The following is a 15,000-nucleotide window of genomic DNA, read 5'->3' as shown; positions in this document are numbered from 1 at the left end:
GTAACTAATCTAAATAAGATTATTTTTTATTATTTTCATAATTAAATTTAACAAAAAAGGTAGTGCCTTCCGATCCTGTTTGAATTTCTATTTTTGCATTATGACGGGTAGCAATGGCATAACATACGCCTAATCCCAATCCAGTTCCATTATCTTTGGTTGTGTAAAATGGAGTCCCCAGTTTCTCTAATACTTCAGGGCTGATACCTTTCCCTTCATCCCGCACTGCAAGCACCACACAATTTTGCCCTTCCTTATAGGTGCTAATGGTTAGAGTTTTCCCTGTACTCATCGCTTCTAAGCCATTACAGTATAGGTTCATTAATAATTGCCGTATCTCATTACGATTTAAAAGTAATGCTGGAACGTCATTTGTATCGACTTGAATATATTTATTTTGATTATGCGTATCTATCTTTATTAAAGGAATAATATCGTGGATAATTGAGTTTAAATCTAACATCTGCAAATCTGATTTCTTTGTATTACCTATTGAGAGAAATTCAGTAATAATAGAATTGGCACGGTCAAGTTCTTCAACCATTAAATTAAAGTAGTTATTATGTTTCTCATAGTTATTCTCTTCTTTTAATAACTGCAAAAATCCTCGTATTGTTGTCATTGGATTTCTAATCTCGTGGCTGATACCTGCTGCCATTTGCCCTATTAACTCTATGTTGGATAACCTTTTCAATTCCTGCTCATATTGTTTTTTTTCTGTTATGTTTTTACAAATACAACAAATACCATCATCATACGGATATGCAATAACTTCATGCCAATATTCATCAGAAGTAGAAAAAAATTCAAAATGAACTGTAGTTCGCTCTGACATTACACGATGAAGCTCCTTATATATAACTGTATCTACGCTACTTGGGAAGACCTCCCATATATTCTTACCTAATACGTCTTTTGCTGTTTTTCTTTGTGGGAAATGTTGATGTTTATTTACATAAGTAAATTCCCATTTATTATTCAAAGTCAAGAATCCATCCGTAATACTTTCAATCACACTTGTGACTTTTTCATTAGCAGCAGCCAGTTCTCTCGTTCGTTCTTCCACCATGCTTTCAAGTTGATCCATATATAACAAGTTTGAAAACGTAGGAGCTGTGGCATCAACGATAGATTTTGCCAGTTGAATTCGGGAATCATCGTAATTATGAGTTTTTTCCTCTTTGCCAACGACGATTACCCCTAATACTTCTCCCATTGAAACCAATGGCATCATCAGTAAACCCTTACTATCTATATGTTTTGTTCGAATAATCTCTTGAATCTTGGCTTCATAGCTTTTCTCCATCCAATCTGCTTCTATCCAATCACAGCCCGAGCTTAACTTCGTTGTCTTAATCGTTGTTTTGTCTAGCGGATCTAAAAGGTGGGCAGCCATGTTTTTACTCTCTAAAATCTGTCCTAAGTAAAAAAAGCATTTATCAAAACTCTCCTGTATTGAGGAACACATTGATAAATCACGGGTAACATTTAGTAACAGCTGCTTCTCGGCAATAAGATTTTCTTTTTGGGTTAAATTTTTTGCATTTTGAATGGCGACCGCCGCCATGTTTACATAAGCTTCAACACTTTGAATTTCTGAATCTGTTAAGTTCATTGGAACTCCATAATCAAATAAAAAAACAAGACCAAATAACTCTTGCCCAAATGAGATAGGCAGAGCTAATAAAGACTTAATTTTGAACGCATCGACTGGTCTCGGATCCGGTCGATGATCCTTTGAGGTATCAGGAATATAGATGGTTTTTTTAGTTTCAATAACTTCTTTTGCCAGTAAGTCTACTTCAGGGTCAATTACTTGAGTATCGAGCATTACGCCATTTATGGTCTCTGGTTTTCCTGCAAACCCTCTAAATGTTCCATCCTCTTCAGGTAAATAAATTCCAACAGCGTCACACCTAACAATCTCCTCTGATATCGCCATTGTTACACGCTGCAATACTTCACGTAGTTCTAATTTTGTATTTATTATTTTGGTTATATTCGCGAGCCTAGAATATCTCGTTTGATCACTTAACATTTGCATAGCCTCCAATTATAGGCGTAATAAAGTGCAACTTTAATAAGTGAGGGGTGATTCATCCCCCACTTATTATCAGCCTGAATCCAACCTAACCCCTTTGCACTAGCAGAATTTTGAGGTGGGAGTTTTACTGCCTGCAAATAGCGGGATAAAATAAACATGCTAATATCAGTGAAAATCAAGATCAACCTACCATTTTCTCCTGTATTCTTTTCTTACCCTTGTTTTATATAGAATACCTCACTTACTTCTGATACGGTTCACCTTACACTAATAAAATTACTACACTCCATCCCTCTAACTTTCAAAAGTTACACCGTTTCACTACCCTGTGTCTCACTAACACTCGCCTCAAACTTATTAAGCAATGCGCGTACTTCATCCGTTGACTTCGTGCTCATCAATTGATTTCGTAGTTCAGCAGCCCCAGGGAAGCCTTTTACATAAATTTTGAAGAAGCGATGTAATCCTGTTATGGATCTTGGTAATACTTCTGCATATTGATCTTGAAGATCAAGTTGTAGTCTTAAAAGATCCAGATGTTCTTTACTGCTATGCTCTCTTGGTTCTTTTTCGAAAGCAAATGGATTTTTAAAGATTCCTCGTCCGATCATTACGCCATCAATGCCGTATTTTTCAGCAAGTTCCAGCCCAGTTTTACGGTCAGGAATGTCTCCGTTTATCGTTAGGAGCGTATTTGGTGCAATACGATCACGTAATTTTTTAATCTCCGGAATTAGCTCCCAGTGTGCATCTACTTGGCTCATCTCTTCTCTTGTACGTAAGTGAATAGAAAGGTTTGCAATATCTTGTTTGAAAATGTGCGTTAACCAATCTTCCCACTCGCTTAACTCTTTAAAGCCAAGTCTTGTTTTTACGCTGACAGGTAATCCGCCCGCTTTTGCAGCTTGAATAAGTTCTGCCGCAACGTCTGGACGCAAGATAAGGCCACTACCTTTTCCTCTTGATGCTACGTTTGGCACAGGGCAACCCATATTAATATCAATACCTTTAAATCCTAACTCTGCCATACCAATACTCATTTGACGGAAATATTCAGGATTATCTCCCCAAATATGTGCCACCATTGGCTGTTCATCTTCTGTAAAAATTAAACGACCACGTACGCTTTTCATACCTTCTGGATGACAATAGCTATCTGAGTTTGTGAACTCTGTGAAGAATACATCTGGACGACCAGCTTCACTTACTACGTGACGGAAAACAACGTCTGTCACATCTTCCATTGGTGCAAGTACGAAAAATGGTCGTGGTAAATCACGCCAAAAATTATCTATCATTTCAAATTCAAATCCTCTCACTATGAATACAATTTCAAACTCTCAATAAACCAAAAAGCAGATGGTATAGATTTTCCTATATCAACTGCTTTCCTATTATACCAACTTAAGCCAAGCTACACACTCTACATGAGTCGTATGCGGGAACATATCAACAGGTTGTACTTCCTGCGTTTTATATCCGCCTTCTTCTAGTACTTTTAAGTCACGTGCTAATGTTGCTGGGTTACATGATACGTATACAACGCGTTTTGGTTTCATGTCGATGATTGTGTTAAGTAGTGCCTCATCACAACCTTTACGCGGTGGATCTACGACCATTGTGTCAGCGATTACGCCTTCTTTATACCATTTTGGAATAACTACTTCTGCTTCTCCTACACCAAATTCAGCGTTTGTCATGTTGTTTAGTGCTGCGTTACGCTTTGCGTCTTCGATCGCTTCCGGGACGATTTCAACGCCGTACACTTTTTTCGCTTTTTGTGCTAGGAATAAGGAGATTGATCCAATTCCGCAATAGGCATCAATTACTGTTTCGTTACCATCTAATTTTGCGTATTCTAACGTTTTATCGTACAGCACTTTCGTTTGTTCTGGGTTTACTTGATAGAATGAACGTGCTGAAATCGCAAATTTAATATCGCCAATAAAGTCATAAATATATTCTGATCCGTACAGTACAGTCGTTTTGTCTCCGAAGATTACGTTTGTACGTTTCGTGTTTACGTTTTGAACAATCGATTTTACTTCTGGGAATTTCGCTGCAATTTCTTCAATGATTGCTTTTTTATTTGGTAATTCTGCTGTACGAGTAATGAAGACAAGCATAATTTCCCCTGTTACTTGTCCGTAACGAGCCATTACGTGGCGAAGTGTTCCTTTGTTACGCTCTTCGTTGTACGCTGAAATACCGTGCTTTTCACAAATACGTTTTACTTCTTGGATTAATGTATCGTTTTCTTCCGCCTGAATTAAACATGATTCCATATTAATGATGTCATGCGTTCCTTGACGATAGAAACCAGCTACAAGTCCGCCTTCACGTTCTCCAATTGGCACTTGTGCTTTGTTACGGTATACCCACGGGGTTTTCATGCCAAGTACAGGATGAACAGGAACATCACCTAATCCGCCGATGCGCTGCATAACGTCGCGTACTTGTTTTTCTTTCGCTTGTAATTGTCCTTCATATGTTAAATGCTGAAGCTGACAACCGCCGCATTGATTGTACACTGGGCATTCTGCATCTTTACGATATGGGCTCTCTGTATGAAGCTTCATTAAACGACCGAATGCGAAGTTTTTCTTTACTTTAATAATTTTAATTTGTGCTTCTTCACCTGGTAATCCGTTTTTAACGAAAATAGGATAGCCTTTTACTTTCGCAACACCGGCACCATCATGTGTTAAATCTTCAAATACTACATCTATAAACTCGTTTTTTTCAACTGGTGGCGTCATTTTTGTACTCATTTTCCGACCTCTCTTTTTCATAACACTGCGTTACATTTTATCATACTTATATGGTCTATTTCTATTGGAAGAAAAAAAGCTATTGACGATAGTTCTCCGTTAATGTTACGCTACTACTAATTTGATACGGACGATGTTACCTCATATATACTCGATAATATGGATCGAGAGTTTCTACCCGGCAACCTTAAATTGCTGGACTATGGGGAAAACTAATGAATATTAGCCCATGTGCAAAAAGGACTCATATTGATTAGCTTTCTCTCATAGATGAAAGTGAATCCATATGGGTCTTTTTTTATTTTTATTTTTCTAAAAGGTCAGACATCTTACGTATGACATAAAACCTCCTTGTTTTATTTTTAGTAATATAACGAGCGTTTTATGTACAAACTTTATACGAACTTCTGAAAGGGGCAACTACATGCAATATGTAATGAGCATTATCGGTATTCTTGTCGTTTTAGGTTTATGTTTTGCTTTGTCAAACAACAAAAGTAAAATCAACTTCCGTGCAATTGCTATTATGATTGGTTTTCAAATTTTAATCGGTTGGTTTATGTTTGGCACAAAGATTGGTCAACAAATCATTATTTTCATTGGTAAAGTTTTCAACAAACTAATTAAACTTGGTACGACAGGTGTCGATTTTCTCTTTAATGGGATTCAAAGAGATTTTGTCTTTTTCTTAAACGTACTATTAATTATCGTATTTTTCTCAGCACTACTTTCTATCTTTAGTTACTTAGGGGTTTTACCATTCATCGTTCGCGTTGTCGGCGGTGCCATTTCAAAAATTACTGGTTTACCACGCGTTGAATCATTCCACGCAGTAAACTCTGTATTCTTTGGTTCAAGTGAAGCGTTAATCGTTATTAAAAATGATTTACAACATTTCAATAAAAACCGTATGTTTATCATTTGTTGTTCTGCAATGAGTTCAGTTTCTGCCTCTGTTACAGCATCATACGTAATGATGTTAGATGCGAAATATGTACTAGCAGCTCTTCCGTTAAACTTATTCTCAAGCTTAATTGTTTGTTCGTTATTAACACCTGTTGATACGAAAAAAGAAGACGAAGTAGTTCAGAAATTTGATCGTACTTTATTCGGAGACAGCTTTATCGGCGCAATGATTAACGGTGCGCTTGACGGTTTAAAAGTAGCTGGTATCGTTGCCGCATTAATGATCGCTTTCATCGGTGTTATGGAAGTTGTAAACTACGTAATTAGCGCCGCTTCAGGTGCAATGGGATATGCTGTTACGTTACAACAAATCTTCGGTTATATACTTGCTCCATTCGCGTTCTTAATGGGTATTCCAACTCAAGATATTATCCCAGCTGGTGGTATTATGGGTACGAAGATTGTATTAAACGAGTTTGTAGCAATACTTGATTTAAAAGGTGTTGCAGCAACATTATCTCCACGTACAGTTGGAATCGTTACAGTATTCTTAATTAGCTTCGCAAGTATTAGCCAAATTGGTGCAATCGTTGGTACAATCCGTGCCCTTTCTGAAAAACAAGGAAGCGTTGTTTCTAAATTTGGTTGGAAAATGCTATTTGCATCAACACTTGCTTCTATTTTATCTGCGACAATCGCTGGATTGTTTATTTAATAAAAAATCACCTTCGCTTAGACAGCAAGGTGATTTTTTTATTATCATCATTTAAGAAACTGAAGAAAACTCTAATGCCTCTTCCTTATTAATAATTTCTCCCTTATATTTACCTTTCACCGAAATATCAATAATGGATTTATTTCCTGTCTCCATTTTCCCTAAAGAAAAAATATATATTAAGTCATCTTTTTTTAACATCCATTGTTTTCCGTGCCAAGGACCAGTTAACTTCTGTTCTGGCGATGCCAATATTTCTCCAAAATATTCACATTCGCCTAGAGATGTTTTTACTGTATTCTTCTCCGTATCAATAACTATATATTTAAGAAGCTTTATACTTTCATTTGAGAAAATCTCTACTTCATGATCACTTTTTTTCTTGAATTTCAGCTTTCCATCCTTTGTATTAACCAATTTACTTTGATCAATTGCATTCAGTACAAACTCATACTCTTCTTTTGTAACACCGAAATTAGGATGATATGGAAAACTTTTTTTCTCTGCATGCTCTTCTACGTATTTTAAATACCATTCCATATTATTCACTAGATGCTCTCTCATTCTTTGACCAATATTCCCTACCTTTTTAAAAGTATCTGGATCCATCTCTAGCGTCATAATATCCGCCGTAACTTCCGCGTTCATAAGATGCGCTGGAATATACTCTTCCACACTGTTTGCTTTACTTACTTCACTTTGACAACCGACTATAAATAGCGATATGAAAAGGATATATACTATTTTTTTATATTTCATTTCTGTTCTCCACTCCGTACATCATTCTTACTTAATTTTATAGCGTTCTTATTATAGTCTAAAATTCTTATATTTCAATAAAATTCATTAACCATATACAAAATTGCATATTCATAAGTCTTATTACTTTAAAATTAGCTTAAATTACTTTCCAAATTATACAAATAATAAGCTTCAAATGTTATAATTTGTAAAAAAATAATTGGAGGACCTTATGAAAATTCACGCACTTGCCGATTTCTTACATTTACTAGTCTTAACCCTAAAAAGCTATTATGTATGGGGAATGCCTATCTATGTCTTCATTATTCCTCTTATCTTTGTAGTCGGTTATATTATTATTAATTCTAATAAGAAACAAAAAAATACCTCTATTCAAAGTCACTAATCTATTACCTTAATAGCCTCCTAAAAATCATATTCCCCTCATTTTCTTCAAATGATATGATGAACAAGGGTATATCCCCACCACTCTTACAGCGGTGGGGATTTTAAATATAAATATGTAACATAATACACAATAGAAGGTGATTTTATGAGAAAATATGCAGCAATCGCTTTATGCACATCTGCCATTCTAGCAGGTTGTAATACTAGCAATGTAAACCAGGAACCTAAAAAAGAGAAAAGGGTTCAAGAAGTTAAGAAACAAACAGAAACTGTGCAAGAACAAGGTAAAATTTCTTATCAGCCCATTACACACGAATCTACAAATACTACTATTCATATGACAGATATAAAAGATACTTTAAGTGAAGTACAATATAAAATTTGGCGAACAGCCGATGGGAAGGAACACACTAAATCTTTTTCTTCTAAAGAAAAGGAGAAGCAATTTTCACTTCCTTTTGATATAAAAGAATTTGAAGGAAAACGCGGTGAATTTCAAATTGAAGCAATAGGAATAAAAGAAGATGGGAAAAGCATCCCACTCACAAAAGCTGCTATTACTTTCGAACAAAAGGTTCCCGTTCTTATGTATCATGCAACCGATGATTATCACGGACAAGGCATTAAAGATTTATTCGTCTCACCTGCTAACTTTGAAGCCCAAATGAAATATTTAAAAGACAACGGCTATACATTACTAACTTTTGAACGTTGGGGTGATATTAATAAAGTAAATAAACCTATCTTTGTTACATTTGATGACGGTATGAAAAATAATATGAATGCATTCCATGTTTTACAAAAGCTAAAAGACGATACATTTAAACCGGCGGCAACAGAATATATGATTGTTGATAACGTTGATGTAGAAGGATCACTGTCTACTTCTGAAATAAAAGAAATGGTCGATTCCGGCATTTTCTCAGTGCAATCTCATACAGCGACGCATGCAGACTTACCGAAAATTACAAACTATGAAGAGGAATTAAAAGGATCAAAAGAAAAGTTAGAAAAAATAACAGGTAAGCCCGTTATCGCAGTGGCTTATCCATTCGGTCATGTAGATGATAAAGTCGTTGCAGAAACGAAGAAATATTATCAATTTGCGACGACAACAAAACCCGGAAAATTCATTACAAAAGGTGAACCCGATGAATTGTTAAAAATGAAGCGTGTTCGCATACACCATACGACGACCGTAGAACAGTTTGCTTCTTCGATTAAATAACGATGAGGGCTCAATATATTTTGAGCTCTCTTTTTACGCTATATTTATATATATTTTTTGAATTTTCTTGTATTATATATAGTAAGAAATCTTTCAAATTAAAGGAGATTATACATATGTCATTTGAACAAACGTTAGAGAAATATGCTGCCCTTGCAGTCAATGTTGGTGTTAATATTCAACCAGGACAAACATTATCAATTAGCGCACCTCTTGAAGCTGTACAATTTGTACGCCTCGTTACAGAAAAAGCATATAAATCTGGTGCAAAACACGTATATGTGGATTGGAATGATGAGACGTTAACACGCTTAAAGTTCGATCTAGCTCCTGAAGAAGCATTTGCTGAGTTCCCATCTTGGAAAGCACACGCTCGTGAAGAATTAGCAAAAGAAGGCGCTGCATTTATGTCTATTTATGCAGAAAACCCTGATTTATTAAAAGGTGTAGAACCAACGCGTATCTCAACAGCTCATAAAGTAGCTGGTGAAGCAATGAAAGTATACCGTGATTACGTACAAGCTGATAAAGTAAGCTGGTGTGTCATTTCTGTTCCTACGAAAGAATGGGCTGCGAAAGTATTCCCTGACGTTGCACCAGAAGAACAAGAAGCAAAACTATGGGATGCTATTTTCAAAGCTACTCGTGCTGATTTAGAAAATCCTGTGGAAGCATGGAAAGAACACGATAAAACATTACATACAAAAGTTGATTACTTAAACGAAAAGCATTATAAAGCTCTTCACTATACAGGTCCTGGAACAGATTTAACGATCGAACTTCCAGAAAAACATGTATGGGCTGGTGCTGGTAGCTTAAATGAAAAGAACGTACCATTTATGGCGAACATTCCAACTGAAGAAGTGTTTACAATGCCACTTAAAACAGGTGTAAATGGCCAAGTATCTAGTACAAAACCGTTAGCATTTGCAGGTAACATTATCGATAACTTCACGTTAACATTTGAAAACGGACGTATCGTAGATTATAAAGCTGAAGTTGGAGAAGAAGCTTTAAAACATTTAGTAGAAACAGATGAAGGTTCTCACTTCTTAGGAGAAGTAGCTTTAGTACCTCATGATTCACCAATTTCAAACACAAATATTTTATTCTACAACACGCTATTTGATGAAAACGCATCTTGCCACCTTGCAATCGGAAATGCTTATGCATTTAACTTAGTTGGCGGAAAAACGATGTCTAAAGAAGAACTTGCTGAAAATGGCGCAAACGCTAGTATTACACACGAAGATTTCATGATTGGATCAGCTGAGCTTGATATCGACGGCATTACAGCTGATGGCAGACATGAACCAATCTTCCGTAAAGGTAATTGGGCGTTTTAATAAAAGCAAAAGGCTATCTTCCACACTGGAAGATAGCCTTTTATGATGCAGATGAAACCTTAAGCCCAATTACTCCTAACACGATGAAAAGAATACAAAATGCTTGGAATAGGCTAATGTGCTCTTTAAAAAAGTACACACTAATAATCGTAATAAGTAACGTCCCAACACCAGACCAAATTGCATAAGCAATACTTAAATGAATCTTTTTTACAACGATGGCGAACACGCTGAAACAAATTCCGTAAAATACAAAAATAAGTACACTTGGAATGAGCTTTGTTAAACCGTTTGATAACTTCATCGCAATTGTTCCAGCTACTTCAAAAATAATTGTTACAAGTAATAATAGCCAATATACCATACTAGAATCTCCTTCTCTGTTACCTTATAGAGATTCTAGTATACTACTTATAGTCCTAATGAAATATATTTAATTTCTAAATATTCCTCGATACCGAAATGACCTCCTTCACGACCAATGCCACTCTCTTTAAAGCCACCGAACGGCGCTTGTGCAACTGATGGGAGGCCATCATTTAAACCGATAATACCATACTCTAGTGCTTCACTAATTTGGAATGCTTGGCTAATGTCTTTCGTGAAAATGTACGCTGCTAAACCGTATGGCGTATTGTTTGCACGTTCAATTACTTCTTCAACCGTTTTAAATTTCGCAACAGGTGCAACTGGTCCAAATGTTTCTTCATTCATACAAAGCATCGTATCATTCGCTAATCCAATTACAGTTGGTTGAATAAAGTGTCCATCTAGCTCTGTAACCTTTTGGCCACCATATAAAACTGTTCCACCTTTTTGAATAGCATCTTCAATATGTTCTTGTACTTTTGAAACTGCATTCTCGTCAATAAGTGGTCCTACAGTCGTTCCGTCACTGAAACCGTCCCCTACTTTTAACTGTCCTACTGCCTTTTGAAACTTCTCTACAAACGCTTCATATACTTCTTCCTGAACAAATACTCGGTTTGTACATATACACGTTTGTCCTGCGTTACGGAATTTCGAACCGATTACTGCCTCTACTGCTTTATCTAAGTCTGCATCATTCATAACAATAAACGGTGCGTGACCACCTAACTCAAGTGAAACCTTTTTCATCGTTTGTGCCGCACTAGCCATTAACTCTTTCCCAATTTCCGTTGATCCTGTAAAGGACACTTTTCGAACACGCCCATCTTCCATCCACGTATCAGCAATTGCTTTCGCACTACCTGTTACAATATTTATTACGCCTTTTGGAATGTCTGCTTCATGAGCTAATTCAGCTAATTTTAACGCAGTTAACGGCGTTTGACTTGCAGGTTTTACAACCGCTGTACATCCTGCTGCAAGCGCCGGAGCTACCTTTCTCGTAATCATAGCAGCCGGGAAGTTCCAAGGCGTAATAGCTGCCATAACACCAACTGGTTGCTTCATGACTAAAATACGTTTATTCGGATGAGAAGCAGGAATCATTTCACCATATACGCGTTTTCCTTCTTCTGCATACCATTCAACAAAACTATTTGCATAATTCACTTCACCAAGCGCTTCTGCAAAGGGCTTTCCTTGTTCTTTCGTCATGATCGCTGCAATCTCTTCTTTATTTTCCTCAATAAGTGTGAACCATTTTTTTAATTTCGCTGCACGATCTGCCGCTGTTAACTTAGACCATAATTTAAAAGCTTCATGCGCAGCATCAACAGCTTGCTTTGCCTCTGTTACCCCGCCCTTTGGTACAGTCGCAAATATTTCCTTCGTTGCTGGATTATTTACTTCGATTTGCTCTTGCAATGTAATCCACTCACCATTTATATACATCGCCTTTTTCTCTACATTTACAAACGTCGCTTTTTTATCCAATATTCTCTTCCTCCTCTATAAGTTTCTTTATTTTCCTAGTCGCAGCAGATTGACTTATTTTTAAAAACTCGGCTACTTTATAACTCGATCCATATGTTTTATATGCTTTCAAAATAATATTCCGTTCTACTTCTTCTAACATTTTATAGAGACTTTGACCGGACTGTTCAACCGTTGATTCTTGCATCGCTATTGGTAAATCTTCTATCGTAACGATATCATCGGCAGTTATAACAATTCGCTCAATCACATTTTCAATCTCTCTATTATTTCCTTCCCACGGGTAACTAACAAACATTTGCAATGTGCTAGGCGCTAATTTTACATTTCTACCATATTTCTCGTTAAAGTGTTGTAAATAATGATAAATAAGTGGCAAAATGTCTTCTGTTCTTTCCCGTAGTGGCGGGATTACAATGGGAATGACATTCAGACGATAATATAAATCTTTCCGAAATGTTCCTTGTTTCACCATCATACTTAAATCTCTATTTGTTGCCGCTACAATTCTAACATCCACCTTTTTTAATTCTCTTCCGCCTATAGGGCGAAACGTTTTTTCTTGCAACACTTGCAAAAGCTTTGCTTGAGTTTCAAGCGGCATTTCGCCAATTTCATCTAAGAATAGCGTTCCTTTATGCGCTGATTCTAATAGTCCCTTTTTCCCTTCACGATTCGCACCTGTAAAGGATCCGCCTGAGTATCCAAAAAGCTCTGATTCAATTAAATTTGTCGGCAATGCCGCACAGTTAATTTCATAGAAACTTTCATTCTTCCGGTTACTCACTTCATGTAAATGACGCACCAATCGACTCTTTCCTACTCCTGTCTCACCTAAAACGAGAACCGTACTATCTACCACGGATACTTTCTTGATTGTCTCGACTATTTTTTGCATAGCGATACTTTTAAAAATAAGTCCTTCATGTTCATATGTTTCTCTTAATTCTTTTTTATATGTTTTTAACTGATTATCCATTTCTTCTACCTTTTGACGTAATTGATAGAGTTCTGTAAGATCACGAGAGTAACTAATTACTCTTCTTAAATTGCCCTCTTCATCAAAAACAGGCCTTGTACGAACGTGTAAATACTCTCCTGATTTTGTCGTCTGAACGAGTTCGATTGGCCTCTTTTTTTCAATTACTTCTAACGTTGCTGATGGATAAAAGATACCATCTTTCTGCAATTCTTTTACATGTTTACCTACTAACTCTTTTGCAGCCAATTGATAGTGCCTTTCACATGTACTATTTACACGTACAACGATTCCCTTTTCGTCAGTCACAAAAATTTCGTCAAACGCATATTCAAATACATCTTGTAAATCCATTAACACTCGTTCCTTTTCTGCAACCATCCTAGCCACCCCTAACTTCCAATCCGTCGATTCACTTCACTACCTTTATTATAAAGTGAATTTTCTGCATTTTATATAGAGTCAGCTAGAATGTTTGCTGTTTTATTATTTAACTTTTAAACACGAGCAATATTTGCTTTCTCATAACAGACTTGCAACGATTCTTCAATGATTGTTAATCCTTCTTCCAGTTGCTCATCTGTAATCACTAATGGCATTAGCACACGAATAACATTACCGTATGTTCCTGCTGATAGTAGAAGTAAGCCGCGTTTATTTGCTTCTGCGCATAAATTAGCTGTTAACGTTTTATCAGGTGCTTTCGTCTTACGATCTTGAACGAGCTCAAATGCACACATTGCTCCTAAACCGCGCACATCACCGATGCAATTATATTTATTTTTCATCTCTTCGAATCGGTTCATTACGACTTTTCCTAATTCTATCGCTCTATCATTTAAATTCTCTTTTTCTATTACATCAAGTACTGCTAATGCTGCCGCACATCCTAGCGGGCTTCCTGCATACGTTCCACCAAGTTCTCCTGGTGCAGACTCATTCATAATTTCTTTGCGCCCAATAACACCACTAATCGGTACACCAGCACCTAATGATTTAGATACCGTAATTAAATCCGGAACGACATCATAATGATCAATAGCGAAATATTTTCCTGTACGGCTAAATCCAGTTTGAATTTCATCCGCTACAAATAAGATGCCGTGTTCTGAACAAATATTGCGTACTTCTTGCACAAACTTCTTACTTGGGACGATAAATCCACCTTCCCCTTGAACAGGTTCCATTACAACGGCTGCAATCGTTTCTGGTGCTACTTCTGATACGAAGAAATTCTTAAACTCTTCAATCATAAAGTTATCGTACTGCTCTTCCGTTAATCCTTCTGGGCGGCGATATTCGTACGGGAATGGTGCTTTATAGACTTCAGGCGCAAATGGGCCAAATCCAAACTTATATGGTTTTACTTTACTTGTCATCGTCATTGTCATTAATGTGCGTCCATGGAAACCTTTAGAAAATGCAATAATACCAGGTCTTTTTGTATATTTACGAGCGATTTTCACCGCATTCTCAACTGCTTCTGCACCACTATTTAAAAATAGTACTTGCTTATCAAAACTTCCCGGCGCTAATGCCGCAAGTTTTTCTGCTAATTCAATATATGGCTCATACATCATGACATTAAAGCCAGTATGAATGTATTGATCTACTTGTTTATGGAGCGCTTCTTTAACAGCTGGGTGACAATGTCCTACGTTAATTGTTCCTATCGCTCCAGCGAAATCAATGTACTGATTCCCATCAACATCAGTAACAAGAGCACCATTTGCAGATTGTACAAACGTTGGGATGCCGTTACTTACTCCTTTTGGTACTATATTTTGGCGGCGTTCTAGTAAAGACGCTGCTTTCGGTCCAGGAATTTGTTCATTTACTTTAGCAAATTTTTTTATATTCATTACGTACCCCATCCTTTTCTTTACATTGTTTTCTCTTTTCATTGCAAAATGTATGCCAATATTCTTTTCTAGTATTCATCTATTTCGCCATAAAAAATAAGTCTATAAAGACTCATTAAGAGTCTTTATAGACTTAT

11 protein-coding genes and 1 riboswitch are annotated in these 15,000 nt (G+C 36.5%); of the genes, 3 read left to right on the top strand and 8 right to left on the bottom strand.

Annotation, left to right across the window (positions count from 1 at the left end):
* Window positions 1-19: 19 nt before the first annotated feature.
* From ACTFR9_RS20760 to rlmD, 3 genes are all read right to left on the bottom strand, one after another.
* The gene (locus tag ACTFR9_RS20760) at window positions 20-2,038 is read right to left on the bottom strand and encodes a GAF domain-containing sensor histidine kinase (protein WP_229136771.1); all 2,019 of its coding nucleotides are present in this window, start codon (window positions 2,036-2,038) and stop codon (window positions 20-22) included.
* Between the two features lie 314 nt (window positions 2,039-2,352).
* On the bottom strand, window positions 2,353-3,342 hold the full coding sequence (locus ACTFR9_RS20755; RefSeq protein WP_000566689.1) for a tRNA dihydrouridine synthase: 990 nt from the start codon (window positions 3,340-3,342) through the stop codon (window positions 2,353-2,355).
* A gap of 96 nt (window positions 3,343-3,438) precedes the next feature.
* The gene (rlmD, locus tag ACTFR9_RS20750; protein WP_000105042.1) at window positions 3,439-4,815 is read right to left on the bottom strand and encodes a 23S rRNA (uracil(1939)-C(5))-methyltransferase RlmD; all 1,377 of its coding nucleotides are present in this window, start codon (window positions 4,813-4,815) and stop codon (window positions 3,439-3,441) included.
* 121 nt (window positions 4,816-4,936) lie between these two features.
* Window positions 4,937-5,038, top strand: a riboswitch (purine riboswitch).
* Window positions 5,039-5,239: 201 nt separating this feature from the next.
* Here rlmD and ACTFR9_RS20745 point away from each other — a divergent pair.
* A complete protein-coding gene (locus ACTFR9_RS20745; protein WP_001200498.1) occupies window positions 5,240-6,436 on the top strand; it encodes a NupC/NupG family nucleoside CNT transporter in 1,197 nt (398 codons plus the stop codon).
* 51 nt (window positions 6,437-6,487) lie between these two features.
* Here ACTFR9_RS20745 and ACTFR9_RS20740 read toward each other — a convergent pair whose 3' ends face one another.
* Window positions 6,488-7,195 carry a hypothetical protein gene (locus tag ACTFR9_RS20740; protein ID WP_046199383.1) on the bottom strand — a complete coding sequence of 236 codons (708 nt, stop codon included), beginning with the start codon at window positions 7,193-7,195 and terminating at the stop codon, window positions 6,488-6,490.
* A gap of 535 nt (window positions 7,196-7,730) precedes the next feature.
* On the opposite strand from ACTFR9_RS20740, the gene ACTFR9_RS20735 reads away from it, so the two are divergent.
* Window positions 7,731-8,813: a polysaccharide deacetylase family protein gene (locus ACTFR9_RS20735; protein ID WP_229136770.1), complete on the top strand. Its 1,083-nt coding sequence runs from the start codon at window positions 7,731-7,733 to the stop codon at window positions 8,811-8,813.
* Window positions 8,814-8,929: 116 nt separating this feature from the next.
* The gene (locus ACTFR9_RS20730; RefSeq protein ID WP_061536379.1) at window positions 8,930-10,159 is read left to right on the top strand and encodes an aminopeptidase; all 1,230 of its coding nucleotides are present in this window, start codon (window positions 8,930-8,932) and stop codon (window positions 10,157-10,159) included.
* 40 nt (window positions 10,160-10,199) lie between these two features.
* Here the strand turns inward: ACTFR9_RS20730 and ACTFR9_RS20725 are convergent, their stop codons facing one another.
* From ACTFR9_RS20725 to gabT, 4 genes are all read right to left on the bottom strand, one after another.
* Window positions 10,200-10,523, bottom strand: a complete 324-nt coding sequence (locus tag ACTFR9_RS20725; protein WP_000263254.1) for a DMT family transporter — start codon at window positions 10,521-10,523, stop codon at window positions 10,200-10,202.
* Between the two features lie 47 nt (window positions 10,524-10,570).
* Window positions 10,571-12,022: an NADP-dependent succinate-semialdehyde dehydrogenase gene (gene gabD / locus ACTFR9_RS20720; protein ID WP_000358101.1), complete on the bottom strand. Its 1,452-nt coding sequence runs from the start codon at window positions 12,020-12,022 to the stop codon at window positions 10,571-10,573.
* Window positions 12,015-13,382 (bottom strand): sigma-54 interaction domain-containing protein, encoded by a 1,368-nt coding sequence (locus ACTFR9_RS20715; RefSeq protein WP_046199386.1) that lies wholly within the window; start codon window positions 13,380-13,382, stop codon window positions 12,015-12,017. The genes gabD and ACTFR9_RS20715 overlap by 8 nt, the downstream gene beginning before the upstream one ends.
* A 116-nt stretch (window positions 13,383-13,498) precedes the next feature.
* Window positions 13,499-14,863, bottom strand: a complete 1,365-nt coding sequence (gabT, locus tag ACTFR9_RS20710; RefSeq protein ID WP_001022108.1) for a 4-aminobutyrate--2-oxoglutarate transaminase — start codon at window positions 14,861-14,863, stop codon at window positions 13,499-13,501.
* Between the last annotated feature and the right edge of the window lie 137 nt (window positions 14,864-15,000).

It is taken from the genome of Bacillus cereus group sp. MYBK222-1, assembly GCF_051916425.1.
Classification (GTDB): domain Bacteria; phylum Bacillota; class Bacilli; order Bacillales; family Bacillaceae_G; genus Bacillus_A; species Bacillus_A paranthracis.
The sequence above is the reverse complement of the archived record's forward strand: the minus strand, read 5'-3'. Positions and strand labels throughout refer to the sequence as shown.

Bases quoted from the DNA above. Each gene is read 5' to 3' on its own strand.
- ACTFR9_RS20730 (WP_061536379.1), top strand. From the start codon at position 8,930: ATGTCATTTGAACAAACGTTAGAGAAATATGCTGCCCTTGCAGTCAAT.
- ACTFR9_RS20740 (WP_046199383.1), bottom strand. From the start codon at position 7,195: ATGAAATATAAAAAAATAGTATATATCCTTTTCATATCGCTATTTATA.
- ACTFR9_RS20715 (WP_046199386.1), bottom strand. From the start codon at position 13,382: ATGGTTGCAGAAAAGGAACGAGTGTTAATGGATTTACAAGATGTATTT.
- rlmD (WP_000105042.1), bottom strand. From the start codon at position 4,815: ATGAGTACAAAAATGACGCCACCAGTTGAAAAAAACGAGTTTATAGAT.
- gabT (WP_001022108.1), bottom strand. From the start codon at position 14,863: ATGAATATAAAAAAATTTGCTAAAGTAAATGAACAAATTCCTGGACCG.
- ACTFR9_RS20725 (WP_000263254.1), bottom strand. From the start codon at position 10,523: ATGGTATATTGGCTATTATTACTTGTAACAATTATTTTTGAAGTAGCT.
- ACTFR9_RS20760 (WP_229136771.1), bottom strand. From the start codon at position 2,038: ATGTTAAGTGATCAAACGAGATATTCTAGGCTCGCGAATATAACCAAA.
- ACTFR9_RS20735 (WP_229136770.1), top strand. From the start codon at position 7,731: ATGAGAAAATATGCAGCAATCGCTTTATGCACATCTGCCATTCTAGCA.
- ACTFR9_RS20755 (WP_000566689.1), bottom strand. From the start codon at position 3,342: ATGATAGATAATTTTTGGCGTGATTTACCACGACCATTTTTCGTACTT.
- ACTFR9_RS20745 (WP_001200498.1), top strand. From the start codon at position 5,240: ATGCAATATGTAATGAGCATTATCGGTATTCTTGTCGTTTTAGGTTTA.